The organism is Mycobacterium sp. 852002-30065_SCH5024008, assembly GCF_001665645.1.
GTDB lineage: Bacteria > Actinomycetota > Actinomycetes > Mycobacteriales > Mycobacteriaceae > Mycobacterium > Mycobacterium paraffinicum.
Genome location: NZ_LZSZ01000050.1, coordinates 45,477 through 71,257, shown reverse-complemented (window position 1 = coordinate 71,257; position 25,781 = coordinate 45,477). Strand labels below are relative to the sequence as shown.

At 67.6% G+C, this 25,781-nt stretch carries 22 protein-coding genes; 10 read left to right on the top strand and 12 right to left on the bottom strand.

What is annotated here, in order from left to right; genetic code table 11:
* Positions 1 to 13: 13 nt before the first annotated feature.
* From embR to A5781_RS05405, 3 genes are all read right to left on the bottom strand, one after another.
* Positions 14 to 1,156 (bottom strand): ATPase/transcriptional regulator EmbR, encoded by a 1,143-nt coding sequence (gene embR / locus A5781_RS05415; protein ID WP_067202330.1) that lies wholly within the window; start codon positions 1,154 to 1,156, stop codon positions 14 to 16.
* 145 nt (positions 1,157 to 1,301) lie between these two features.
* Positions 1,302 to 3,200 (bottom strand): ABC transporter ATP-binding protein, encoded by a 1,899-nt coding sequence (locus A5781_RS05410; RefSeq protein WP_067202328.1) that lies wholly within the window; start codon positions 3,198 to 3,200, stop codon positions 1,302 to 1,304.
* On the bottom strand, positions 3,197 to 4,954 hold the full coding sequence (locus A5781_RS05405) for an ABC transporter ATP-binding protein (RefSeq protein WP_067202326.1): 1,758 nt from the start codon (positions 4,952 to 4,954) through the stop codon (positions 3,197 to 3,199). Before A5781_RS05405 ends, A5781_RS05410 begins: the two co-directional genes overlap by 4 nt.
* Positions 4,955 to 5,126: 172 nt before the next feature.
* Here A5781_RS05405 and A5781_RS05400 point away from each other — a divergent pair, with 172 nt between their 5' ends.
* Entirely contained in the window at positions 5,127 to 5,684 is a 558-nt protein-coding gene (locus A5781_RS05400) for a DUF3558 domain-containing protein (protein ID WP_066952984.1), read from the top strand.
* Between the two features lie 11 nt (positions 5,685 to 5,695).
* Complete coding sequence (locus tag A5781_RS05395; RefSeq protein WP_067202323.1) at positions 5,696 to 6,223, top strand: DUF3558 domain-containing protein; 528 nt, start codon at positions 5,696 to 5,698, stop codon at positions 6,221 to 6,223.
* A 1-nt stretch (position 6,224) separates the two neighbouring features.
* On the opposite strand, the gene A5781_RS05390 is transcribed toward A5781_RS05395, so the two are convergent.
* Complete coding sequence (locus A5781_RS05390) at positions 6,225 to 6,725, bottom strand: histidine phosphatase family protein (RefSeq protein WP_156622555.1); 501 nt, start codon at positions 6,723 to 6,725, stop codon at positions 6,225 to 6,227.
* Positions 6,726 to 6,916: 191 nt separating this feature from the next.
* Here A5781_RS05390 and A5781_RS05385 point away from each other — a divergent pair, with 191 nt between their 5' ends.
* The 3 genes from A5781_RS05385 to A5781_RS05375 all read left to right on the top strand — a co-directional run bounded on the left by A5781_RS05385 (position 6,917) and on the right by A5781_RS05375 (position 12,026).
* Positions 6,917 to 8,068: an exonuclease SbcCD subunit D gene (locus A5781_RS05385; protein WP_067202320.1), complete on the top strand. Its 1,152-nt coding sequence runs from the start codon at positions 6,917 to 6,919 to the stop codon at positions 8,066 to 8,068.
* Positions 8,065 to 10,686 carry an ATP-binding protein gene (locus A5781_RS05380; RefSeq protein ID WP_067202318.1) on the top strand — a complete coding sequence of 874 codons (2,622 nt, stop codon included), beginning with the start codon at positions 8,065 to 8,067 and terminating at the stop codon, positions 10,684 to 10,686. Before A5781_RS05385 ends, A5781_RS05380 begins: the two co-directional genes overlap by 4 nt.
* Before the next feature lie 98 nt (positions 10,687 to 10,784).
* Positions 10,785 to 12,026 carry an alpha/beta hydrolase gene (locus A5781_RS05375; protein ID WP_067202315.1) on the top strand — a complete coding sequence of 414 codons (1,242 nt, stop codon included), beginning with the start codon at positions 10,785 to 10,787 and terminating at the stop codon, positions 12,024 to 12,026.
* Here the strand turns inward: A5781_RS05375 and A5781_RS05370 are convergent.
* Genes A5781_RS05370 through A5781_RS05355 form a run of 4 tightly spaced genes read right to left on the bottom strand, consistent with a single transcriptional unit; the run spans position 12,013 to position 17,411 of the window.
* Complete coding sequence (locus A5781_RS05370; protein WP_067202345.1) at positions 12,013 to 13,695, bottom strand: ABC transporter family substrate-binding protein; 1,683 nt, start codon at positions 13,693 to 13,695, stop codon at positions 12,013 to 12,015. The two genes, A5781_RS05375 and A5781_RS05370, sit on opposite strands and share 14 nt — an antisense overlap.
* Entirely contained in the window at positions 13,676 to 15,514 is a 1,839-nt protein-coding gene (locus A5781_RS05365; protein ID WP_067202312.1) for an ABC transporter ATP-binding protein, read from the bottom strand. The genes A5781_RS05370 and A5781_RS05365 overlap by 20 nt, the downstream gene beginning before the upstream one ends.
* Entirely contained in the window at positions 15,511 to 16,437 is a 927-nt protein-coding gene (locus tag A5781_RS05360) for an ABC transporter permease (RefSeq protein WP_067202309.1), read from the bottom strand. The genes A5781_RS05365 and A5781_RS05360 overlap by 4 nt, the downstream gene beginning before the upstream one ends.
* Complete coding sequence (locus tag A5781_RS05355) at positions 16,434 to 17,411, bottom strand: ABC transporter permease (RefSeq protein ID WP_067202306.1); 978 nt, start codon at positions 17,409 to 17,411, stop codon at positions 16,434 to 16,436. Before A5781_RS05355 ends, A5781_RS05360 begins: the two co-directional genes overlap by 4 nt.
* Before the next feature lie 136 nt (positions 17,412 to 17,547).
* Between A5781_RS05355 and A5781_RS05350 the strand changes: the two genes are divergently transcribed.
* Positions 17,548 to 18,039: a carbonic anhydrase gene (locus A5781_RS05350; protein ID WP_067202303.1), complete on the top strand. Its 492-nt coding sequence runs from the start codon at positions 17,548 to 17,550 to the stop codon at positions 18,037 to 18,039.
* Here A5781_RS05350 and A5781_RS05345 read toward each other — a convergent pair.
* A complete protein-coding gene (locus tag A5781_RS05345; RefSeq protein ID WP_067202301.1) occupies positions 18,036 to 18,473 on the bottom strand; it encodes a PaaI family thioesterase in 438 nt (145 codons plus the stop codon). The two genes, A5781_RS05350 and A5781_RS05345, sit on opposite strands and share 4 nt — an antisense overlap.
* Before the next feature lie 186 nt (positions 18,474 to 18,659).
* Here A5781_RS05345 and cysD point away from each other — a divergent pair, with 186 nt between their 5' ends.
* From cysD to A5781_RS05330, 3 genes are read left to right on the top strand one after another with little or no spacing between them, the layout of a single operon-like run.
* Complete coding sequence (gene cysD / locus A5781_RS05340; protein WP_067202298.1) at positions 18,660 to 19,589, top strand: sulfate adenylyltransferase subunit CysD; 930 nt, start codon at positions 18,660 to 18,662, stop codon at positions 19,587 to 19,589.
* Entirely contained in the window at positions 19,589 to 21,439 is a 1,851-nt protein-coding gene (cysC, locus tag A5781_RS05335) for an adenylyl-sulfate kinase (RefSeq protein WP_067202295.1), read from the top strand. The genes cysD and cysC overlap by 1 nt, the downstream gene beginning before the upstream one ends.
* Positions 21,440 to 21,497: 58 nt before the next feature.
* Entirely contained in the window at positions 21,498 to 21,983 is a 486-nt protein-coding gene (locus tag A5781_RS05330) for an RrF2 family transcriptional regulator (RefSeq protein WP_067202291.1), read from the top strand.
* Positions 21,984 to 22,004: 21 nt separating this feature from the next.
* Here A5781_RS05330 and A5781_RS05325 read toward each other — a convergent pair whose 3' ends face one another.
* Together A5781_RS05325 and A5781_RS05320 are read right to left on the bottom strand one after the other, a co-directional pair.
* Entirely contained in the window at positions 22,005 to 22,394 is a 390-nt protein-coding gene (locus tag A5781_RS05325) for a VOC family protein (RefSeq protein ID WP_067202288.1), read from the bottom strand.
* Positions 22,395 to 22,403: 9 nt separating this feature from the next.
* Positions 22,404 to 22,817, bottom strand: coding sequence for a VOC family protein (locus A5781_RS05320; RefSeq protein WP_067202343.1), 414 nt, complete (start codon positions 22,815 to 22,817; stop codon positions 22,404 to 22,406).
* 70 nt (positions 22,818 to 22,887) lie between these two features.
* On the opposite strand from A5781_RS05320, the gene A5781_RS05315 reads away from it, so the two are divergent.
* Complete coding sequence (locus A5781_RS05315; protein WP_067202285.1) at positions 22,888 to 23,766, top strand: LLM class flavin-dependent oxidoreductase; 879 nt, start codon at positions 22,888 to 22,890, stop codon at positions 23,764 to 23,766.
* 172 nt (positions 23,767 to 23,938) lie between these two features.
* On the opposite strand, the gene A5781_RS05310 is transcribed toward A5781_RS05315, so the two are convergent.
* A complete protein-coding gene (locus tag A5781_RS05310) occupies positions 23,939 to 25,654 on the bottom strand; it encodes an NAD-binding protein (protein WP_067202282.1) in 1,716 nt (571 codons plus the stop codon).
* Positions 25,655 to 25,781 lie beyond the last annotated feature (127 nt).

Sequence of the window (25,781 nt, the reverse complement as noted above, 5' to 3'; positions counted from 1 at the left end):
CCCGGCCGAATGGCTAGCTCTCGCCGTCCGCCGCGATCTGGAACGTGAATTCGTGGTCGCAGATGCGGACGTGGTCGCCGTCGCGCAGCGTGGCAGCGGAGCGGATTCGCTCATGCTGCACATGCACCCCGTTGGACGAGCGGAGGTCGTTGATGATGAAGCTGGTGCCCGTGTCGACGATGACCGCATGGTGGCGGCTGACTTTGGGGCTGTCGAGGACGATGTCGTTGTCGCCAAGCCGCCCGATCCGGGTCGCCGCCGCTCGCAGCGGATAGCTGCGTCCCGAGAGCTCGTGCAGATATGCGATGGCCTGCTGGCCGGACACCATCGTGTGCTGTTCGAGGACAGTGACCGTATCGACGGCGGCGGTCTTGGCGGTTCGCTTCACGTCTAGCGGTTCCTGCCGCAGGATCTGCTCATTGAGCGACCGCAGTGTCGGTCCCGGATCGATTCCCAGGTCGTCGGCCAGAGTGGTTTTGACGCGGCGGTAGGCGGCCAACGCGTCCGATTGGCGGTCGGTCAGGTAGTAGGCCGTGATCAATTGGGCCCACAGCGGCTCGCGGTAGGGGTGTTCCGCGGTCAGCACCTCCAGCTCCGTGATCACGGCGAACGCACGCCCGCAAGCGATTTCGGCCTCCGCCTTCGCGCCATGGACCAGGATCTTCTCCTCGACAAGGGAAGTGGCGAAGGTGTCGACGAACTGGAACTCGCGCAGGTCCTCGAGCACCGGCCCGCGCCACTGCGCCAATGCCGCCGCCAAGTGCTGGCTGGCCTCTTCGAATCTGCCCGTGGCTGCGGCATGCACGCCCGCCGTCTTTTCGGCGATGAACCGCCCAAGATCGCAATCGTTTTCGGCGATGTTGAGCCGGTATCCGGGAGGCGCGGCGGCCAATACCGCCCGCGGGTCGATGCCGGCGCCGCTGAGCAGCTTACGCAGGTTGGACACGTAGGAATGAATGCTGGCCCGCGCCCCCGACGGCGGCTCGTCGTCCCACAGGGCCGTGATGAGCCGGTCCACCCCCACCGGACTGTTGCGGTTCATCAGCAGCATGGCCAGCACCGCCCGCTGTTTGGGGGTGCCCAGGGGCACCAGCGTGCCGTCGACGCGCATCTCCAGCGGTCCGAGCAGGCCGAGTTCGAGACACTTGTCCACCATCGGCTATCGGTCCTTCCGGTCACTACCTTTGCCATTCTGCTGCAATCCCCACGGGGCCGACGCAATGACACTAACTTTTGGCACCGGGAGTGAAATGCGTTCCCCGCGACGCGATTGCGGCCAGGCCGTGCCGCGGGATCTCGCGCTAGGCCCGTGTCATGGCGTAGTAGGCGCCTTGACGGGCCAACAACTCGGCGTGACTGCCTTGTTCAACGATCCGGCCCGCCTCGACCACCACAATGCGGTCGGCGTCGCGGATCGTCGAAAGGCGGTGCGCGATAATGAAGCTCGTCCGATCCCGGCGAAGCTCGGACATGGCCCGGGCGATGAGTGCTTCGGTGCGGGTGTCGACCGAGCTGGTCGCCTCGTCCAGGATCAGTAGGCGCGGCCTGGCCAGGAATGCGCGCGCGATGGTGATGAGCTGCTTCTCGCCGGCGCTGATATTCCCGCCCCCGCCGCTGACGCGCGTCTCGTAGCCGGCCGGCAGGGTGTGCACAAACCGGTCGACGTAAGCCGCCTTGGCGGCGTCCACCACCTCGTCCGCACTGGCCTCGGGCCGCCCGTAGGCGATGTTCTCCGCGATCGTCCCGTCGAAGAGCCAGGTGTCTTGCAAGACCATGCCGATCCGGGACCGCAGCGACTGCCTGCTGACGGTGGTGATGTCGATCCCGTCGACCAGGATCCGGCCGGAACCGACGTCGTAGAACCGCATGAGCAGGTTCACCAACGTGGTCTTGCCGGCTCCGGTGGGTCCGACGATCGCCACCGTGGTTCCCGGTTCGGCGACCATCGACAGGTCGTGGATCACCGGGGTGTTCGGGTGGTAACCGAAGCTCACGTGCTGGAACTCCACCCGTCCGGCCGGGCGTCCGTCGAGCCGCGGCAGGGCGGGCTCGGGGTCCGGCGATTCCTCCTGCTCGTCGAGCAGATCGAACACCCGCTCAGCGCTGGCCACCCCGGACTGCAGGGTGTTGTACATCCCGGCCACCTGGCTGAGCGGGGCGTTGAACTGCCGGACATATTGGATGAAAGCCTGGATACCGCCGAGAGTGATGTGGCCGGTGGCCACCTGCAGGCCGCCCACCACGGCGACGGCCACGTAGCCGAGGTTGCCGATGAATGCCGTCGCCGGTGCCACCAGGCCGGAGAAGAATTGGGCGCCGAAACTGGCCTGATAAACGTCGTCGTTGCAATCGCGGAAATGCTTGCGCGCAGCGGCCTGGTGGCCGAACGTCTTGACCACCGTGAAGCCGCTGTAGGTCTCCTCGATGTGCGCGTTGAGGCGACCGATGCTCGTCCACTGCGCCACGAACAGCCGCTGCGCGCGCCGCGCGATCGCGCGCGTCGCCACCAACGACAGCGGCACCGTCGCGACCGCGATCAGGGCCAACAGCGGCGAGATGGACACCATCATCGCCAGTACCGCCACCACCGTCAGGATCGACGTCACCAGCTGGCTGATGGTCATCGACAGCGACGACTGCACATTGTCGATATCGTTGGTGACCCGGCTCAGCAGCTCGCCGCGTTGGCGCCCATCGAAGTACGACAGCGGGAGCCGGTGGATCTTGTCCTCGACGTCGGAACGCAGCGCGACCATGGTGCGTTGCACCGTGACGTTGAGCAGCCGCGCTTGCGCCCAAATCAGCAGGGCCGAAATCAGATACATGCCCAGCGCCAGGGCCAAGGTCCGGGCAACCGCGCCGAAGTCCACGCCTTTGCCCGGCACCACATTCATCCCCGACAGCAGGTCGGCGAAGGTGCCCTCGCCCCGGGCCCGGGCCGCGGCGACGGCCTGCGCCTTGGTGATGCCCGCGGGGAGCTGTCGGCCGAGCACGCCGTTGAACAGCAGATCCGTGGCGTGCCCGAGGATTCGCGGGACGACGACCCCGATCGCCGTCCCCGTGATGCCCAGGGTGATTACCGCGATGCTCAGCCGGCGTTGCGGCGCAAGCCGTTTCACCAGCCGGGCGGCCGAACCCCAGAAGTCGCGCGACCGCCCGGCCGGGGCCGGGGTCAAGCCTCGGGTGGCCGCCGCGGTCATGGCGCGCCCCCGACACGACCCGATCGCAGGGCGCTCACCGACTGCGAGTCGGCGAACTCCGCGTAGGTGGCGCAGTCGGTGAGCAGCGATTCGTGCGTGCCGGTGCCCACCAGCTTCCCGCCGTCGATGACGATCACCTGGTCGGCCTGGGCGGCGGTCGAAACCCGTTGGGTGACAACGAAGACGGTGGCGTCGCCCGCTATCTTCGTGAGCGACGCCCGCACCCGGGCGTCGGTGTGCACGTCGAGAGCTCCGAACGAGTCGTCGAAGAGGTAGATGCTCGGGCGGCGGATGACCGCCCGCGCGATCGCCAGTCGCTGCCGCTGACCGCCGGAGAAGTTGATTCCGCCCTGGGCCACCCGCATTCGCAGCCCGTCATCGTGTGCGCGGACGAATCGCTCGGCGTCGGCCACCCGCAACGCTTCCCACATCTCGTCGTCGGTCGCGTCCGCCTTGCCGTAGCGCAGGTTGTCGGCCACGGTCCCGGAGAACAGGTAGCCGCGTTGGGGAACCAGTCCGATCGCGGACCAGAGCCGCTCTGTGTGGTAATCGCGGACATCGACATCGTCGACCAGGACGGCGCCGCCGGTCACGTCGTAGAGCCGGCAGATCAGCGACACCAGCGTCGACTTGCCCGACCCGGTGCTACCGACGATCGCCGTGGTAGTGCCGGGCCGTGCCGTCAACGAAATGTCCTGCAGCACCGGGCGGTCGGCGCCCGGATAGGTGAACGTCGCACCCGCCACGCGCACCACCCCGGCGATCCCGCCGCCCGGAAACACCGGCCGCGGCGGGTCGGTGACCGCGGCCTGGGTGGCGAGCACCTCGGTGATCCGTTCGGCGCACACGGACGCTCGCGGCAGCACCACCAGCGTCATGGTCGCCATCAACACCGCCATGAGGATCTGGGTGAAGTAAGCGAGAAACGCCGTCAGTGAGCCGACCTGCATTTGGCCACGATCGATGCGCAGCCCACCGAACCAGATCAGCGCGACGCTGGACACGTTGACGGTCAGCGTGGTCACCGGCAGCATCACCGCCTGCCAATTGCCGGCGGTCAGCGCGGTGTTCGACAGGGCGGCGTTGGCGCGGGCGAATCGGTCGCGCTCGTAGGCTTCGCGGGCGAACGCCCGCACGACCCGGACGCCGGAAAGCTGGTCGCGCATCACCCGATTGATGCCGTCGATCAGGCCTTGCATCCTGCGGAACAGGGGCAGCATGTGCGACATCACCCAGTAATTGGCCACGGCCATGATGGGAACGCTGACCAGCAGCAGCCAGGTCAGCGCCGCCTCCTGGTGGATGGCCATGAAGATTCCGCCGATGCACATGATGGGCGCGGTGACCAGCACGGTGCTCGATATCTGAACCAGGTACTGGATCTGGCGGACGTCGTTAGTGCTGCGCGTCAACAGCGTGGGCGCGCCGAAGCGGGCGGTCTCATGCTCGGAGAAGGTGGTGATGTGGTCGAAGATCGCGGCACGCAGGTCGCGGCCGAAGCCCATCCCGGTCCGCGAGCCGAAGTACACCGCCGCGACCGCGCACAACGCCTGCAACCCGGTGACCGAAAGCATCACCACGCCGAGCCTGACGATGGTGGCCGTGTCGCCCTTGGCGACGCCCTCGTCGATTATCGCGGCGTTGACCGTCGGCAGGTACAGCGAAGCCAGCGTGCTGGTCAGCTGGAGCGCCATCAGCACTGCGACCAGCCGCCGGTACGGCTGGATGTACTGGCGCAGCAGTGCCAGGAGCATTTCGTAAGGGTCGCATACGGCGCGTCCCGCGGTGGGCAGCAGCCGCCGGATGGCCCAACCCGCGTGGGGGCGACTGAAACGCCTGCTCAGGCGCGTCGGTGGTTGACCCGCTGAGCTGCCGCTACAGTGCATCGTGTGGACCGGCAGCAGGCTGAGCAAAAGCAGGGTAGCGGTGCGGCGTAACTCGAGGGCGCTGGCCGGTGCGGCGTTAGCCTTGGCGATCCTGGTCCCCGCGGTTGCGGCGTGCTCCGATTCGGGGGGCAACAAACCGGGGGCGACGTCGTCGACGGCGCCGGGAAATTCGGAGGGACACCATGGGCCGATGTTCCCCCAGTGCGGCGGCATCAGCGATCAGACGGTGGCCGAGCTGACCAAGGTAACCGGCCTGATCAACACCGCCCGGAACTCCGTTGGCTGCCAGTGGCTGGCCGGCGGCGGCATCCTCGGTCCGCACTTCTCCTTCTCCTGGTATCGCGGCAGCCCGATCGGACGTGAGCGCAAGACCGAGGAACTCTCGCGCGCCAGCGTCGATGACATCAACATCAACGGACACGGCGGCTTCATCGCGATAGGAAACGAGCCGAACCTCGGTGACTCGCTATGCGAGGTGGGCATCCAGTTTCAGGACGACTTCATCGAGTGGTCGATCAGCTTCAGCCAAAAGCCGTTCCCGCCGCCATGCGACATAGCCAAAGAATTGGCGCGTCAGTCGATTGCGAACTCCAAATGACCAGAAGAAGCATGCGCGTCGTGGTAGCCGTCTTGATCGCGGCGTTACTGGTGTTGACCGGATGTTCGAGGTCCGTCGCCGGCAACGCCGTGAAGGCGGGCGGCCCCACGCGCAACAACAACTCCCAGCAGCAGTATCCGAACCTGCTCAAGGAGTGTGAGGTGCTCACCAGCGACATCCTGGCCAAGACCGTGGGTGCCGACCCGCTCGACATCCAGAGCACGTTCGTCGGCGCCATCTGCCGGTGGCAGGCGGCCAACCCGGCCGGGTTGATCGACATCACCCGGTTCTGGTTCGAGCAGGGCAGCCTGAGCAATGAACGCAAGGTCGCAGACTTCCTGAAGTACAAGGTCGAGACGCGCAATATCGCCGGGATCGATTCGATCGTGATGCGCCCGGATGACCCGAACGGCGCATGCGGAGTAGCCAGCGACGCGGCCGGAGTGGTCGGGTGGTGGGTCAACCCCCAGGCGCCGGGCATCGACGCCTGCGGCCAGGCCCTCAAGCTGATGGAGCTGACGCTGGCCACGAACTCGTAGTTCAGCGCGGCACCTCGAAGCCGATCAATGCCGCGCGGCCGAGTTCGAGGTCTTCCCATCCGGACGGCACGGCCAGCACCGCGATCGCCGACGTCGGGAACTTGGCCGAAATTCCCTCGGCCGCAGTGGCATCGGTGCCACTGCCGGCCAGGCCGAGGGCGAGGGCGGACATCGTCGGCTCATGTCCGACGACCAGCAGCGTCTTTACGTCGTCGGCGACGGTGTTGATCTCCTCGATCATGGTGCCGGGTGTGGCGCCGTACAGCCGCTCGCTATACCGCACCGGGGCATCGATGCGCGTGTTGGCCAACGTCTCCCGGGCACGCGTCGCGGTGGAGCACAGGACGGCGTCGACGGCGGGCGCGTTGGCGCGCAACCAATCACCGGCGAGTCCGGCCTGCTTGATGCCGCGGGAGGCCAGCGGCCGGTCGTGGTCGGTGACCCCCGACGGGTAGTCGGATTTCGCGTGGCGCATCAACAGCAACGTGCGCTGGTCTTTCACGGGAGCCACGCTAACCCCTATGCCGCGTCGTCGTCATCGTCCCCGTCACGCAGGAGCTTTTCTCCGGTGGTGGAAGGTGTTGGTGCCGGGTCCGCTCGGAGACCTGCCGGGCGAGGTCCCGCGTCTTGTCGGTGCGCGGACTTAAGCTCGCAATGCCCTGGTAACCACGCAGTCGAAAGGGGGTCACCGCCATGCGATTCCTGCACACCGCCGACTGGCAGCTCGGCATGACCCGGCATTTCCTCGCCGGTGACGCCCAGCCGCGTTACTCCGCGGCCCGCCGGGATGCGGTGGCCGGATTGGGGGCGCTGGCGGCGGAGGTGGGTGCCGAGTTCGTCGTGGTGTCCGGTGATGTCTTCGAACACAACCAGCTTCCCCCGCAGGTTGTCGGACAGTCCCTGGAAGCCATGCGCGCCATCGGGATTCCCGTTTACCTGCTGCCGGGCAACCACGATCCGCTGGACGCATCCTCGGTCTACACCAGCGCGCTGTTCATCGCCGAACGTCCCGACAACGTGGTGGTGCTCGACCGGGCCGGTGTGCACGAGTTAAGGCCCGGGCTGGAGATCGTCGCCGCGCCATGGCGGTCCAAAGCCCCGACGACCGACCTGGCCGCCGAAGTCCTCGAAGGCCTGACGCCGGAACCGGTGACCCGGATCCTGGTCGCCCACGGCGGGGTCGACGTTCTGGACCCCGATCGCGATAAACCCTCCCTGATTCGGCTCGCCGCGCTCGACGACGCGCTGGCGACCGGCACGGTGCACTATGTGGCGCTGGGGGACAAGCATTCGCGCACGCACGTCGGCAACAGCGGCCGGGTCTGGTACTCCGGTGCGCCCGAAGTCACCAACTTCGACGACGTGGAATCGGACCCAGGCCACGTCCTCATCGTCGAGATCGACGAAGCCGATCCGCGCCGGGCCGTCACGGTCGAATCCCGACATGTCGGCCGCTGGCGGTTCGTCACCATGCACCGACAGGTCGACACTCGCCGCGACATCGCCGACCTCGACGTCAACTTGGACTTGATGACCGAAAAGGACCGCACCGTGGTGCGGTTGGCGCTCACGGGGTCGCTGACGGTCACCGATCGCGCCGCGCTGGATGCTTGCCTGGACAAGTACGCGAGGTTGTATGCCTGGCTCGGCCTGTGGGAACGCCGCACCGACCTGGCGGTCATCCCGGCCGACGGCGAATTCAGCGATCTCGGTATCGGGGGATTCGCCGCCGCGGCGGTCGACGAGTTGGTGGCGACCGCGCGCGAGGGCGACTCGGAGACGGCGGTCGACGCGCAAGCGGCGCTGGCGCTGTTACTGCGCCTCACCGATAAGGGCGCCGCATGAAGTTGCACCGCCTGACCCTGACGAATTACCGCGGGATTACGCACCGGGAGATCGAGTTCCCCGACCATGGCGTCGTCGTGGTGTGCGGCGCCAACGAGATCGGCAAGTCATCGATGGTCGAAGCCCTGGACTTACTGCTGGAATCCAGGGACCGCTCGACGAAGAAGGAAGTCAAGCAGGTCAAACCCACTCACAGTGATGTCGGCTCCGAGGTAAGCGCCGAATTAAGCTGTGGCCCTTATCGATTCATCTATCGGAAGCGGTTCCATAAGAAATGTGAAACCGAGCTGACGATTCAGGCCCCGCACCGCGAGCAGCTCACCGGCGACGAGGCACACGAACGCGTCCGCGCGATGCTGGCCGAGACGGTGGACAGCGATCTCTGGCATGCCCAGCGGGTGCTGCAGTCCGCGTCGACCGCCGCGGTGGATCTGTCGGGCTGCGACGCACTCTCGCGCGCGCTCGATGTGGCGGCCGGCGACACTGGGGCGCTGTCGGGCAGCGAGCCGTTGCTCATCGAGCGAATCGACGCGGAATACGGACGTTATTTCACCGCCACCGGGCGTCCGACGGGCGAATGGGCCGCGGCGATCACGCGACTGGCCGACGCTGAAGCCGCGGTCGCCGAGTACGCGGCGGCGGTCGCCGAGGTCGACGAGCGGGTGTGTCGGCATGCCGTCCTGACGGAACGTGGCGCGGAGTTGTCGCAGCAGCGCATCGCCGCCCGCCCCCGGCTCGCCGCTGCTCAGGAGGCCGCGGCAAAGATCGACGAACTCACCGGCCAGGCGCGGGAGGCCGAGTTGATTGCCGCCGCCGCAGCGGCGACGAGCGCCGCCGCGACAACCGCCCACCACTCACGCCTGCAACTGCTCGCCGAAATCAGCACCCGCACAGCCGTTGTCGCTACCGCCGCGACCGAAGCGCAGGCAGCCGCCGACGCGCACGAGGCGGCACGTGCCGAGGCCGAGGCCGCCGACGCCGCGACTCAGGAGGCCGCCGCGGCCCTTGCGGACCTGCAACTCCGCGTCGAATCCGCCCGGCGCGCCGTCGCTCAGCGAGCCGAACGCGAAGAGGCCGACCGGTTGAATGCCCGACTGGCCAAGATCGAGGCCATCCAGCGGGACCGCGATCGAGTGTGCGCGGCGCTCAGCGAGATCGCCATTACCGAGCAGCTGCTGCGGCGAATCGAGAACGCCGCCGCCGCGGCCGATCGCATCGGCGACCAGTTGGCGTCGACGTCCGCCGCGGTCGAGTTCACCGCCGCCGCGGACATCGAACTCGCAATCGGCGAGCAACGAGTGTCGCTGTCTGCGGGCCAAACCTGGTCCATCACGACCACCGGACCCACCTCTGTCCAGGTCCTCGGCGTGCTGACCGTGCGGGTCAGTCCGGGCGCCACGGCGCTCGATGTCCAAGCGAAACATACTGCCGCACAGCAAGAATTGTCCGCGGCGTTATCCACTGCTCGGGTAGCCGACCTCGCCGCCGCTCGATCTGCGGACCAGCATCGCCGTGAACTGCAGGGCAGCCGCGACCAGCTGAGCGCAACCCTGGCCGGCCTGTGCGGCGACCAGGAGATCGACCAGCTGCGCGCGCGACTCGCAGAGCTGCGTGCCGCGCAGCCGGCCGAGGCTGGCCTCCCCCCGGCGGACATCGGCGCGGCCCGCGACGAACTCGATGCACTCGAGAAGGCACACCTGGCCGCGATGGCGGAGTGCGACGACCGCCGTCGGACCGCCACCGCCGAAGCCGCCCGGCTCACCGAATTAGCTACCCGGGCAACGGTTCTCCACAACACGTTGCAGACGCAACGCGGCGAGCTCGACGCCGCCACCGACCGGCTGGCCAGGGAGCGTGCATCGGCCGGAGATGACGAGCTCGCGGCCTCGGCGGACGCGGCGCTGCAAGCGGCGCGGGCCGCCGAACGTCGTCACGCCGAGCTCGCCGACGGGCTCGCAGCGGCGAATCCAGACTCGGTACGCGGCGAATTAGTTTCTGCTACAAAGGAAGCCGAGGAAAAGCGCGAACGCTACGAAGACGCCGCGCGCGCATTGCGTGAGATCACCATCGAACTCTCGGTGTTCGGCAGCGAGGGACGCCAGGGCAAGCTCGACGCCGCGGAAACCGAACGTGAGCACGCCGCCAGCGAGCACATCCGGGTCGGCAGCCGGGCCCGCGCGGCGCGGCTGTTGCGCTCGGTCATGACGCGCCACCGCGACACCACGCGGCAGCGGTACGTCGAGCCCTATCGCGCGGAACTGGAACGGCTTGGCCGGCCGGTGTTCGGGCCCACGTTCGAGGTCGACATCGACAGCGACCTGTGCATCCGCAGCCGCACGCTCGACGGCGTCACGGTGCCCTACGAATCCCTTTCGGGCGGGGCCAAGGAGCAGCTCGGCATCCTGGCGCGGCTGGCCGGCGCCGCCCTGGTCGCCAAGGAGGACGCCGTTCCGGTGGTGGTCGACGACGCGCTGGGGTTCACCGACCCCGACCGGCTGGCGAAGATGGGGGAGGTGTTCGACACGGTGGGCACGCACGGTCAGGTGATTGTGCTCACCTGCAGTCCCGACCGGTACGACGGCGTCAAGGGCGCGCACCGCATCGATCTCAGCGCCTAGCGCCAACCCGCTGAGCTGCGTCGAACCCCGCCTGTGGACCGGCGCGGCAGTGGCCGCCGGCCGTCCCGGCAGAATGGGATCATGGCGGGCCGACAGCGATGACGATGAATGCGAAGCGGCGCCGGGTGCAGGAGAAGCTTGCGGCGTTACCCGGTGTGCGGCCCGTGCGTCGGCCGATCTCGCCGGAAACCAGCGAAGAGTTCGATCTGTACTACGTGCGCACCGGCCGGAAGTCAGCGCACCCACTGGTCATCATCCCGGGCGGCCCCGGCGTGGCGTCGGTGCAGCTGTACAAGGGCCTGCGGCGCCGCGCGGCCGCTGCCGGCCTGGACGTCATCATGATCGAACACCGCGGGGTGGGTATGTCGCGCCACGACGACTCGGGCGCAGACCTGCCCCCAGAAGCGATCACCGTGAACCAGGTCGTCGACGACATCGCCGCGGTGCTCGACGACGCCCACGTCCACTCGGCCGTCATCTACGGCGCGTCGTACGGCACCTACATCGCCTCCGGGTTCGGTGTGCGCCATCCCGGCCGGGTGCGGGCGATGATCCTCGACTCTCCGCTGCTGTCGCGGCATGACATTGTGATCGTGCGCCGCGCGATCCGTCGGCTCCTACTCAGGGGCGATAGCCCCGAAACCGCCGCGCTGGCGCCCAAAATGCGCAAGCTCGTCGACGCCGGGGTGATGACCGCGGCGACCACCCAGGTGGTGGCGACGATCTACGGCTACGGCGGCGCCGACCTGCTCGAGCGCGAACTCGACCTGCTGCTGGATGGCCGAAAGCTGTTGTGGTGGGCGATGTCCCGGTTCACAACCCTGAGCAACCTGCCGTATCGCTACGAGGAAGACCTGGTGAGCCGCATCGCGTTCCGCGAACTCGACTACGCCGCCGAACCCGACGGGCTTCCGCTGGACCCGGCCGTGGCGGAACGCGAGGCGCGCACGCAGACGGCGACTTTCGAGGACGAGCCCTATGATCTGGTGGCCGAGATGCCGCATTTCGGCTGGCCCACTGCGGTGGTTTCCGGCGGCCGCGACCTCATCACCCCGCCGGCGGTCGCCGAGCGCGTGGCCACGCTGCTGCCTCACGCAGTGCTGTTGAAGCTGCCCACCATGGCGCACAGCGCGCTGGACTTCCGCGAGCCCGCCGCGATCGCCATCGCCCAGGCGGTTTTGCGGGGCGAATTCGACGGGCTCGCCGCGAAAGCCCCGGCGCTCGACGCGCTTCCGCCGCGCCCGGAGCTGCGCCTGCTGTGGAAGGCGATCGGCGTTGCCGCCGCAGTGGAGGGCATCCTGCCGATCCCGGCGCCGCTGCGCAGGGTCAGCCGCGCATGAACCCGATGGCGGTGTAGCGCAGGTCGCCGAGCCCGGCGGCGCCGAAATTGGCCAGCGTGCTGCGGACCGCGACGTCGCCCGGCGATTGCGTCAGCGGCAGGCTGAACCCCTCGGCCCAGATGAGTTTGTCGAGATCGTTGGCCAACGCCCGCGCCTTGCCGGGGTCGAGTTCTTCGAGGGTCCGTTCGATCGCCGCGTCGATCTGTGGGCTGCCGATCTTGCCGAAGTTACTTTCGCCACCCGATAGGTAGATCTGGGTCAGCGCCGAGAGCGGGAAAGCATCGCCGAGCCAACCGAATTGGGCGATGTCGAAATCACCGACGTTGATGTAGTTGGTGAAGAATCCGCTGCCGGACCGGGACACCAGTTCGAGCTTGACGCCGATCTGGGCGAGGCTGTGCTGGGCGATCTGGGCGAACTGCCGGCTGCCCTGGGCGTCGTAGAACAGATCGCGGATGACCAGTGGGCGGCCGTCTTTCTCGCGGAACTGGCCGTTCAACTTCCAGCCCAGCGCGGCGAGCTCCCGCCGGGCCTCGTCCGGGTCGTAGGGGACGGCCGCGCTGTTGTCCTGATAACCCTTCTGCCCGGCGACATAGATGTGGTTGCCCAACGCCACCGGATCACTGGTGAGGCCGTATTGGACGACCTTGGCGATGGTGCGCCGGTCGATGCCCTTGGCGACCGCGAGACGCAGCGGCTTGTCGGCCAGGATCGACCCGGGCGCACCGTTGAACGTGAAGTGAGACCACGCGGGGGCAGGGGCGCGCCGGATCGAGATTCCCTTCGTGCGCTGCGCGATGGTCAGCTGATCGACCGTACCGACGCCCGACGCGTCGATGGTGTTGTTCTGCAGTGCGGGCAGCCGCGCGGCGTCATCCAGCACCAGGTAGGTGATGTTGTCCAGGCGCGGACGGGCGCCCCACCATTTCGGGTTGCGGGACAACACGATCCGTTGGGTGGTCCGGTCCAGCGACGTGACGATGAAGGGGCCGGCCGACGGGCCGGGCCCATCGAGTTGGCCCTTGTTGAACGCCTCCGGCGTGGCCGTGACGCTCTTGGGAAGCAGCATGCCGTTGCCGGCGAACATGCCGCGCCACTCGGCGTACGGTTTGGCGAAGGTCATGACGGCCTGCCGGTCGTCGACACCTCGGGTGACCGACGCGACCCGGTCGGCGCCGCTGGGGCCCGCGATCTCGAACGTCTTGTCCGCTCCGCTCAGCGCGTGGATTTGGCTGGCGATGTCTTCCCACGTGATCGGGGTGCCGTCGGACCACACCGCCTTCGGGTTGATCGTGTAGGTCACCACCTGCGGTGCGGTGCCGGTGAGTTCGACGTTGGTGAAGTAGTCGGTGTCGACCATGGTCGAGCCGTCGGCGCCGATGATGAATGCCCGTGGCAACGTGGCCTTCATCATGGCGGCCACTTCGGCCGAATTGCCGTCGATGTGCAGGATGTTGAAGTTGGGCGGGAAATCGCTGAGCGCCAGCCGCAGGCTGCCGCCGTCCCGCAAGGTGGCGGGATCCTGCGGGTTGATATCGCTGGTTGTGCCGATCTCGGCGGCGTTGCGGCCGGTTTCCGGCAGGACGTTGATGGCCGGTGAGCATCCGGAGACCGTAAGCGCCACAACGACAAGCGCCGTCGCGACCCGCCTAGACACGTTTGCCCGGATCCGGTTGTGGCACGGCGCCCAAAAGCCGCCGGGTGTAATCGTGCTGCGGATCGCCGAACACCTGCCGGCTGTCGCCCTGCTCCACGATCGCACCGGCATACATCACCACCACCTGGTGAGCGAGGTGTTTGACCACCGAAAGGTCATGGGACACGAACAGATACGACAGGCCGAACTGCTCCTGCAGGTCGAGCAGCAGGTTGATGATGCCGGCCTGGATGGATACGTCGAGGGCGGACACCGGCTCGTCGAGCGCCAGGATCTTCGGTTGCAATGCGACCGCCCGGGCGATGCCGATGCGCTGCTTCTGCCCACCGGAGAACTCAGCCGGATAGCGGGCGGCGTCGGCCCGGCGCAACCCCACGATGTCAAGCAGCTCTGCGACGCGCGCGTTGGTGTGGTCTTTGTCGAAGCCGTTGGCCAGCAACGGCTCGGCGATCAGGTCGAACACCGGCAGGCGGGGGTCCAGCGCGGCCACCGGGTCCTGGAACACCACCTGAATGTCGCGTCGCAACGATCGCCGGTGGGAGGCGCTCAGGGTCGCGACATCGGTACCGAGCACTTCGATCGAGCCCGATTGCGGCGCAACGAGCTCCAGGATCTCGTGCAGGGTGGTGGACTTGCCGGAGCCGGACTCGCCGACGATGCCTAGCGTGCGGCCCTGGCGCAGCTCGAAACTGACGCCGTCGACCGCGCGGACCTCCCCGACGGTGCGGCGTAACACCACGCCCTTCGTCAGCCGGTACGTCTTGACCAGATCGCGCACGCGCACGACGACCGACGAGTCGCCGGATTCGGTTCGGGGGGCCTCCGTGTTGACCCCGTAGATGTCCGCCGCGCTGCGCCCGTTCACCCGGTCGGTGCGGATGCAGGCCGCGCGGTGATCCACCCCGACGGAGAGCAATTCCGGTTCGTCCGCTCGGCATTCGTCGATGACCAGAGGGCAGCGCGGCGCGAAGGGGCAGCCGGGTTCCAGGCCAACCAACGACGGGGGCGCGCCGGGGATGGGGACCAGCCGAGTGCCCTGGGCGGCGTCCAGCCGCGGAACGGAGCCCAATAGCCCGACGGTGTATGGCATTTGGCGATCGCGGTAAAGGTCGTGCACCCCGGCGGATTCGACGACCCGGCCGGCGTACATCACCAGCGCCCGGTCGGCGAACTCGGCGACCACGCCCAGGTCGTGGGTGATGATCAGCACCCCCGCGCCGGTGACGTCGCGCGCCGTCTTGAGCACCTCGAGGATCTGCGCCTGCACGGTGACGTCCAGGGCGGTGGTGGGTTCGTCACAGATCAGCAGATCCGGGTCGTTGGCGATCGCGATCGCGATGACCACCCGCTGCCGTTCGCCGCCGGACAGCTCGTGCGGAAACGCCCGGGCGCGCCGTTCCGGCTGCGCGATGCCGACCAGCTCGAGCAGTTCCACCGCGCGCCGGCGGGCGGCCTTCTTGCCAACGTGCGGCTGATGAATTTCGATCGCCTCGGCGATCTGGTCGCCGACGGTGTAGACGGGTGTCAGCGCCGACATCGGATCCTGGAACACCATCCCGACCGTCTTGCCGCGGAACCGCGACATCGCATCGTCCCCGAGGCCCAGCAACTCGGTGTCGTGCAACCGCACCGAGCCGCGCACCCGCGCGTACTCCGGCAGCAGGCCCACCACCGCCATCGCCGAAACCGACTTGCCCGAGCCCGATTCGCCGACCATGGCCACAACCTCGCCCGGGGCGATGCTGTAACTGATGCCGCGCACCGCGGTCACCGGTTCGCCGTCCGTCGGAAAGTTGACGGCCAGGTCGGTCACCTCCAGCAGCGGGCTCACCGGGCGTCACCTCGCAGCATGCCGCTGCCGGGGTCCAGGGCGTCGCGCAGGCCGTCGCCGGTCACGTTGGCGCACACCAGGATCAACACCAGCACGCCCGCCGGGAACAGGAACACCCACGGGAAGGTGGTCGCGGACTGGGTGCCATTGGCGATCAACGTGCCCAGCGACACGTCGGGCGGCTGAATGCCGAAACCGAGAAAGCTGAGCCCGGTCTCGGCCAGGATGGCCGAGGCGACGTTGAGGGCGGCGTCGATGATCAAGATGGAGGCCACGTTCGGTACCACGTGACCGAGGATGATCCGACGGCTGGAAACCCCCATGTACCTTGCGGCCCTGATGAATTCGCGCTCGCGCAGACTCATGGTCATGCCCCGCACCATGCGCGAGCTGATCATCCAGCCGAATCCGGCCAGCAGCAAGACGAGCATCAGTATGTTGGCCGAGCTCTTGGTTCGCGGTGTGACGATGGCGATGAGGATGAAGCTGGGCACTACCAGCAGCAGGTCGACCAGCCACATCAGCGCCCGGTCGCGCCAGCCACCGAAATAGCCGGCGATCGAACCGACCGTGGCAGCGATGCCGGTTGAGATGACCGCCACGCAGACGCCGATCAGCATCGACTTCTGCATGCCCCGCAGGATCTGCGCCAGCAAGTCCTGCCCCAGCGCGTTGGTGCCCAACCAGTGCCGGCTGTTCGGTGGTTGCAGCAGCGCGTCGAAGTCGAGGTCGTCATAGGAATACGGCAGCACCGCAGGCAGCGTGTAGCAGCCGACGAACAGCAGCACCAGCAGCGCCAGCGACACGACCGCCAACCGGTTGCGGACGAACCTGCGCAGCACAAGAGTCCGGCGCGAGGTGAACTCCGATGCCTTCGGCGCCGAGATGCCCTGAGCGCCTTCCACTTTGGGTTCGGTCGTCATGACACCCGCACCCTCGGATCAAGAGCGGCGTAGAAGACGTCGGAGAGCAGGCCGGCCAGCAGCACCACCGTGCCCGAGAACAGCGTGATCGCGGCGATGATGTAGGTGTCCTGTGTGGCGATGCCCTGTACCAGCCATTCACCCATGCCATGCCAGCCGAAGATCTTTTCCACGAACACCGCGCCGGTGACCAGCCCGGCCACCCCGTAGGCGAACAGGGTGGCCAACGGTATGAGCGCCGTGCGCAACCCGTGCTTGACCAACGCGCGCCGGCGGGTAAGCCCTTTGGCGCGCGCGGTGCGAATGAAATCCTGGCCCAGAACGTCGAGCATCGCGTTGCGCTGATAACGGCTGTATCCCGCGGCGGCGGCCAACGTCAGGGTGAGCGTGGGCAGAATCAAATGCCGCAACCGGTCCACCAAATGGTGCCCGAGCCCGCCGCTCACCCCCGGCGAGGTTTCGCCGGTGTAATCGAAGAGGTGCACGCCCAAAGCCCAGTTCACCCGCAGCGCACCCAGGATCAACAGGCTGGCGATGACGAACGTCGGGGTGCTCAGGACCAGCAGCGCCACCATGGTGACGAGGCGGTCACTGAGTCGGTACTGGCGGATGGCTCCCCAGGCGCCGGCCGCGATGCCGAGGACCGTGCCGGCCAGCGACCCGACGACCAGGAGCCGCAGGGTGACCCCGACGCGGCGCCAGAGTGTGGCGCCGACGGGCTGTCCGGTGATGGTCTTTCCGAAGTCGCCGCGAACGGCGTGCGAGGCCCACTGCGCGTAGCGGATCGGTATCGGCTTGTCCAAGTTGAGCGCATGAGCCTTCGCATCGATCACCGACTGTGGCGGACGCGGACTGCGTTGCAACAGGCTGTCCAGTGGGCGGAACGCCACCGACGTCAGGCAGAACGTCAGAAAGGACGCCAGCGCCAGCAGCACGACGTAGTTGAGCAATCGGCGCGCCAAGAAGCGGATCATCCCCGACCGCACCGCCCGCCTCGCATTGGGACAGGTTAACGAGCCGGGCCCGTCCTTGTGATCCGGCTGATTCTCATGAGTGAATTACGGGTGGTTCGTTGCTACTTTCAGGCCGCGATATCCCGAGGAGGCGCGCGTGACGGTTACCGATGACTACCTGGCCAACAACGCCCAATACGCGAGCAGCTTCCAGGGCCCGCTGCCGATGCCGCCGAGCAAACACGTCGCGGTGGTCGCGTGTATGGACGCCCGGCTCGACGTCTACCGCCTCCTCGGCCTCAACGAGGGCGAGACGCACGTCATCCGCAACGCCGGCGGAGTCGCCACCGACGACGTCATCCGCTCGCTCGCCATCAGCCAGCGGTTGCTGGGGACCCGCGAGATCATCCTGATCCACCACACCGACTGCGGGATGCTCACCTTCACCGACGACGACTTCAAGCGCGCCATTCAGGAGGAGACCGGCGTCAAGCCGCCGTGGGCGGCCGAGGCATTCCCCGACGTGGGCGAGGACGTCCGGCAGTCGCTGCGCCGCATCGAGAACAGCCAATTCGTGACCAAGCATGTCTCGCTTCGCGGGTTCGTCTTCGACGTCGCCACGGGCAAGCTCGAGGAAGTGACGCTCTAGCCGACCTTGTAGGTGGCGAGGGCCTTCGCGACAAGCTGGCCCTGCGCGTCGACGATCTCGGCCTCGCAGTTGATCAGCGACCGGCCGCGCCGCAGCACCCGGCCGACGCCGATCACGTCGGTGGCCCGGGCGGGGGCCATGAAGTCCAACGTCATCGACACGGTTACGCCCCGCAGTTCCGGGGGTGCCTCGGCCCCGCACCACGCCGCCGCCATGACGGTCACATCGGCGAGTGTGGCGATAGCGCCTCCATGGACCATGTCGCCGATGGTGACGTTGGACGGGTCCCACGGCAGACGGAGCCTGACCTCGTGCTCCTCGAGTTGGTCGGCGACGATGCCCAGCTTGGCGACGAACGCCGATTGGGGGAGGAATTGCGCGATGACGTCGCGGCCGCTCGGGGGTGGGCCGGCGGGTGCAGGGTCGGAGGTCATCCGTTCATGCTGTCGCACCAGGCATCGGCCGGAAAAGGGTTGCCGCCGGTCTTGACCCGATACGTCGCATGGCCGTCCTCCGCGCCGTGAGGCGGCCCCCACTTGACAACCGTCGGCGCGAACTGATGCTATGGAGGGCAAAGCTGCTAAATATGACCGACTCAACCAGGTTTACCCGAGGAAGCTATGACCAGCGATCTGAAGGCGGCCCCCGCCGCCGGCCAGTACGAGTTGAGCCATCTGCGCTCGCTGGAGGCCGAAGCCATCCACATCATCCGGGAGGTGGCCGCCGAGTTCGAGCGGCCCGTGCTGTTGTTCTCGGGGGGCAAGGACTCCATCGTCATGCTGCACCTGGCGCTGCGGGCGTTCCGGCCCGGGCGGTTGCCGTTCCCCGTGATGCACGTCGACACCGGCCACAACTTCGACGAGGTGATTGCCACCCGTGACGAGCTGGTCGCCGAGCACGGGGTGCGCCTGGTGATCGCCTCGGTCCAGGAAGACATCGACGCCGGGCGCGTCGTCGAGCCGAAGCAGGGACGCAACCCGATCCAGACGGTGACGCTGCTCCGCGCCATCCGGGAGAACAAGTTCGACGCGGCGTTCGGCGGAGCGCGCCGCGACGAGGAGAAGGCGCGCGCCAAGGAGCGGGTGTTCAGCTTCCGCGACGAGTTCGGCCAATGGGACCCGAAGGCGCAGCGGCCCGAGCTGTGGAACCTCTACAACGGCCGGCACCACAAGGGCGAGCACATCCGGGCCTTCCCGCTGTCGAACTGGACCGAGTTCGACATCTGGTCCTACATCGGCGCGGAGAACATCGGGCTGCCCTCGATCTATTACGCGCACCGGCGCAAGGTGTTCCGCCGCGACGGCATGCTGCTGGCGGTCGACCGGCACATGCAGCCGCGCGATGACGAGCCGGTGTTCGAAGCGACGGTGCGTTTCCGCACCGTCGGAGACGTCACCTGCACCGGATGCGTGGAATCGGAGGCCACGACGGTGGAGGAGGTCATCGCCGAAACGGCGGTGTCCAGGCTGACCGAACGCGGCGCGACCAGGGCCGACGACCGAATCTCGGAGGCCGGGATGGAAGACCGCAAACGGCAGGGGTACTTCTGATGGCCACACCCACCACGCTGCTTCGCCTCGCCACCGCGGGTTCCGTCGACGACGGCAAGTCCACCCTGATCGGCCGCCTGCTCTACGACTCCAAGGCCGTCATGGAGGACCAGTGGGCGGCGGTGGAACAGACGTCCAAGGATCGTGGCCACGACTACACCGACCTGGCCCTGGTGACCGACGGCTTGCGGGCCGAACGCGAGCAGGGCATCACGATCGACGTCGCCTACCGCTATTTCGCAACTCCCAAGCGGAAATTCATCATCGCCGACACCCCGGGCCACATCCAGTACACCCGCAACATGGTGACCGGCGCGTCGACCGCCCAACTCGTGATCGTGCTCGTCGATGCCCGGCACGGCCTGCTCGAGCAGTCCCGCCGGCACGCCTTCCTGGCCTCGCTGCTCGGTATCCGGCACATCGTTCTCGCCGTCAACAAGATGGACCTGATCGGTTGGGACAGAGACAAATTCGAGGCCATCCGGGATGAATTCCACGCCTTCGCCGCGCGCCTGGATGTGCACGACGTGGCCACCATCCCGCTTTCCGCGCTGCACGGCGACAACGTGGTGACCAAGTCGGACCAGACGCCCTGGTATGAGGGTCCGGCGCTGTTGTCGCACCTGGAGGAGGTCTACATCGCCGGTGACCGCAACCTGGTCGACGTGCGGTTCCCAGTCCAGTACGTCATCCGGCCGCACACCCGCGACCATCAAGACCACCGCAGCTACGCCGGCACCGTGGCCAGCGGGGTCATGCGTCCGGGAGACGAAGTCGTCGTTTTGCCGGTCGGCAAGACCACCCGCATCACCGCGATCGAAGGGCCGAACGGTCCAGTGGAGGAAGCGTTTCCGCCCATGGCCGTGTCGGTGAGCCTGGCCGACGAGATCGACATCTCGCGCGGTGATCTCATCGCCCGTAACAACAATCATCCCCGGGTCACGCAGGAATTCGATGCGACCGTGTGCTGGATGGCCGACGATGCGGCGCTGGAGCCTGGCCGCGATTACGTAATCAAGCACACCACCCGTACCACGCGCGCGAGGGTGACCGGGCTTGACTACCGGCTCGACGTGAACACCCTGCATCGCGACAAGTCCGCAACGGCGTTGCAGCTCAACGAGCTTGGCCGAATTTCGCTGCGTACCCAGGTGCCGCTGCTGCTCGACGAGTACACCCGCAACGCCAGCACCGGTTCGTTCATCCTCATCGACCCGCACACCAACGGCACCGTGGCCGCGGGCATGGTGCTGCGCGACGTCTCGGTGCAAACGGCGAGCCCCAACATCGTGCGGCACAAGTCGTCGGCCGTCGCCGAAGCCCGGCCGCGGGGCAAGACGGTGTGGTTCACCGGCCTGTCCGGTTCCGGCAAATCGTCGGTGGCCATGCTGGTAGAGCAGATGCTGCTCGAAAAGGGCACGCCCGCTTACGTTCTCGATGGCGACAACCTGCGACACGGTTTGAACGCCGACCTGGGCTTCAGCATGGCCGACCGCGCCGAGAATCTGCGCCGGCTGGCACATGTGGCCGCGTTGCTCGCCGACTGCGGCAACGTCGTGCTGGTGCCGGCGATCAGCCCGCTGACTGAGCAACGCGAGATGGCTCGTAATGTGCACGCCGCTGCGGGGTTCGACTTCGTCGAGGTGTTCTGCGATACCCCGATCGAAGAATGCGAGCAGCGTGATCCGAAGGGGCTGTACGCCAAGGCCCGCGCGGGCGAGATCGCGCACTTCACGGGCATCGACAGCCCGTATCAGCCGCCGGCCAACCCCGACCTGCGGCTTACGCCGGACCGTACCGTCGAGGAGCAGGCGCGCAGCATCGTCGATCTGCTCGAATCGCGGGCTTAGCGCACCGCCACAGCCCGGCTGCACCGGAATTAGCGCGCCGAGTGGCACAATCCTGAGAGTGCGCATGTCGGCGAAGGCGGAGTACGCGGTGCGGGCCATGGTCCAGCTCGCCACGGTCCCCAGCGGGGCATTGGTGAAAACCGACGACTTGGCCCAAGCGCAGGGCATACCGCCGCAATTCCTTGTCGACATCCTGACCAACCTGCGCACCGACCGGCTGGTGAAGAGCCATCGGGGCCGCGAAGGCGGCTATGAACTGGCCCGTCCAGGAGACGAGATCAGCATCGCCGACGTATTGCGCTGTATCGACGGGCCGCTGGCGAGCGTGCGCGACATCGGGCTGGGGGACCTGCCCTACTCCGGTCCGACCGCGGCGCTCACCGACGTCTGGCGGGCGTTGCGTGCCAGCATGCGGTCGGTGCTCGAGGAGACAACCCTGGCCGACGTCGCCGCCAATGCCCTGCCCGAGCATGTCGCGCAATTCGCCCACGACTATCGGGCACAGGAGAGCGTGCGGCACGGCACACCGCACGCCGGCGAGTAGGCGCCGCCGCCCGCCGGAGCGTCAGCCCCCCGACCCATAGGGGCGGGTGAGAATCTCCATGGCATGTCCCGAGGGATCGCGGAAGTACACGCCGCGCCCGCCGTCCCTGTGGTTGATCTCGCCGGGCCGATTGGCGCCCGGGTCGGCCCAGTGCTGGAGGCCGCGCGAGGAGATCTTGCCGTAGATCGTGTCGAATTCCCCTTCGGACACCAGGAAGGCATAGTGCTGCCGCGGGATCTCCCCGCCGTCGGAAGCATCCGCGTAGTCCAGACTGGCGCCGTGCTCGAGTTCGACAACCATGAAGTGGCCGAACGGCTTTGGGTTGGGCAGCCCGAACAATTCGGTGAGGAACTCCGCGGACTCGCGCTTGTCCCGGGCGGCGACGATCGTGTGGTTGAAACTGATGGACATGGCCTCCTCCTACTTGGGTGCCGTGAGCTCCAGGGCGATGTTGTCGGGGTCGCGGAACTGCAGGATGTACGACGGTCCGATGTCTTTCACAGGCTCGTGCGCGACGCTGAGCTCATCGAGATGCGCTGCGGCGGAGTCTAATTCATCCTTGCTGCCGACCCGGAACGCGATGTGGTCGAGCCCGGCGCGATCCTCGTGGAAGCGGTCGGCGGCAACCGGCCGCAGTCCCAGCAGCGTGCCGCCGAGATCGTAGATGACGCCACCGAACAGGAAGCTCAACTGGCTGCGGGTGGCCTCGTCGGCGTTGTCGGGCACCTCCAGTAGTACCGGCCAACCGAACACGCTCTCGTAAAACTGCCGGGATCGCTCAATATCGGTGACGGTGAGGCGGACGTGCGCGATGGAACTGCTGGTGAAACCCATCTGCTCCATGCTGCCACTTGTACGACCGGATGTTGACTGTCATGCCAGAATCGCCGTCGTGCGGATTGCGATGACGCTGCCGGTGATGGAGCCGGACTTGGACGCGGGAATTTTGGAGAACTGGGCGCGCGCGATTGACGCCGGCCCGTTCTCGTCGCTGTGCTGGGGCGAGCGCATCGCGTTCGACAACCCGGACAATCTGACTCTGCTGGGCGCGCTGGCGGCCTGGACGAACCGGGTGCGGCTGCTGACCACCGTGATCGTGCCGCAGTTGCACGACCCGGTGATGCTGGCGAAGGGCCTGGCGACCGGCGACATGCTGTGCGGCGGGCGGTTGAGCGTAGGCATCGGCGTGGGTGGCAGGCACGAGGACTACCACGCCGTCGGCGCCGATCCGGCAACGCAGACGATGCGCGAGATGGCCGAGCGCGTCGCCGTGATGAAGCGGGTGTGGGCCGGCGACAAGCTCACCGAGTCGGTCCTGCCGGTGGGGCCGGCGCCTGTGCAGCCCGGCGGTCCGCCGCTGTTCGTGGGGAGCATCGGGCCCAAGACCATCCGCAGCGCCGCGGCGTGGGCCGCCGGACTGGCCGGGACCACGCTGGATCTGGACGTCGCCAAGCAGAACGAGTTGTTCGACGTCGCGCGCGAAGCGTGGGCGCAGGCAGGCAAGGGCAAACCCCACCTGGTGACGTCGTTCTGGTTCGCGTTCGGGTCACCGGAGCAGGCCCGAGCCCAGGTGCATCGCCACCTACGGCGCTACATGAACTGGATACCGGCGGAGTACGTCGACGCCATGGCGCCGACGACCGGATGGGCCGGCTCCGAGGACGAGCTGCTGGCGGTGCTGCGCAAGTTCGAGGACATCGGCACCGACGAGGTACAGCTCATCCCGACGAGCGCGGACATCGACCAGCTGAGCCGCGCGGCGGACGTGGCCGGCCGGCTTTAACTCATTACTAGGCCGACGGTGGCGACCCGCGGCGCCCGGCTACGCCGCGCTTGCGATCGCCACTAGCTCGACGGTGGCGACCCGCGGCGCCCGGCTACGCCGCGCTTGCGATCGCCACTAGGCCGGCGGTGGCGACCCGCGGCGCCCGGCTACGCCGCGCTTGCGATCGCCACTAGGCCGACGCGCGCTCGTCGCCGGCGGCCGGCTGCTGGGGCGGCTGCCCCTTGCGCAGCGTCGCCAACAACTCGCGATACGGGCCGACGAGGTAGACGGTGTCGCCGCCACGAAGCCAGGCGTCCCGCCGCGGGTGCAGCTCGATGGGCGCGTCCCGCCGGGTGATCGCTATGACCCGGGTCTGGGTGGACAGTTCGAACATCTTCAGCCCGTCGAGCTCGCTGCCGGGCGCCACGTGCATTCCACCGATCATGAACGAGCGCTGCCCGACGGAAAATGTGCCCAGCACTTGCAGGCCCATTGCGGCTCCGATGAACCATGGTGCGGCCAGTTCGACGGTGGACCGGACGTTTTCGAATCCGAACCGCTGCGCCACCGCGGCACCCAGCGCGCGGTCGTATACGCGCAGCACCAGGGGAACGTCGGTGCGGACCACTTCGGGCTTCACCCGGGGGCCCAGCATCTCGCGCAGCACGATCCCGGTCTCGATGTTCACCATGTCGTCCTGGGTCAGCACCGCCACCGCGCGGGCGTGCTCGACGCGGGCGGCCTCCAGCGTCTGGCGCAGCGTCGCGTCCCCGAAGATCACCGGCACGTCGAGGTCGGCGGCCGCCGACAGGAAGCGGTTGTTTTCGTCCCGCTCGATCACGGCGACGTCGTATCCCGCTGACCTGAGGTCGGCGACGACGCGGCTGCCGAACGAACCGAGCCCGACCACGATGACGTGATTGCGGAGATGGCGCGCCCGGCGGCGGCCCACGGAGTGGGCGAAACGCCGCGATATCAGCAGGTCGGCGACGAAAGCGACGAGGAGCGCGGTGGTTGTTACGCCGGCGAACATCAGCATGATGCTGAACAGCCGCAGCCAGGTCGGCTGATGGAGGAAGCTGAAATCGCCGTAACCGACCGTCGCGATCGTCTCGGTGCTGAAATACAGCGCGTCGAGCCAGTTCATCCTCGGTCCCGGCTGGTAGCAGAACCGCAGGATTACCGTCGATCCGATCAGCAGGCATGCCGCGGCCAGCAACGCTCGGGCGAACATCGGGTTGACGTCGTCGCGCAGCGCGCGCGCACTGTCGAGCATCCGCCGCAGCCGGGGCAGGCGATAGCGCGTCACGGTCGGCCGCGGGACCTTGATGCCGCGTTCGGCCAATTCCTCAGCGGTGCCGATCATCGCGGTCCAGTCACCGGCATGCACCGACAGATCACGGCCTGGACAGGACACCACCTCGTCCGGGGTGGCGCAGTTCTCGCCGTGAATCACCGCCACCGGTGCCAGGTCACCGTAGATTTCGCGCAGCGTCGCGCTATACGGTGCCTCGGCGCCGGAGACGACGAATTCGATGCCCGCCGCCTCGAAGGGGTGCACGGTGTGCGCCAGACACGCCTCGACGACCGAGGGCGCCGCGAGGTCGGCGACGTCCAGGATCGCGCCGGGACGCTTGTCGGCGGCCATCGCCGTCCGCAGCACGTCGTTGGCCAGCCGTGCCACCACGCGCACCCGGGGGTTGGCTTTCCTTGCCAGCAGTGCGATTTCGAGGTTGGTCGCGTCGTCGTCGCCAACACAAATCACGGCGCGAGCGCGGGTCACCTCGGCGGTGTCGAGCTCGCCGGCGGTTTGGAGCTTGACGATGTGCACACCGGCGTTGTTGAGCTCCTCGACGATCGTGGTCGCCAGCGCGTCGTCACCGCTGACGATGATGTGCCCGCGCATGGTTAGGCCCGCTTCGGGTCGTCCGGCATGACCCCCACCTCTGCTGACGTTGGAATTTGTTCCTATGACTATCGGGCACGGTGCCGATTCATGCCAGCGCCACACCGGCCGCAGAGTGAATTGCGGC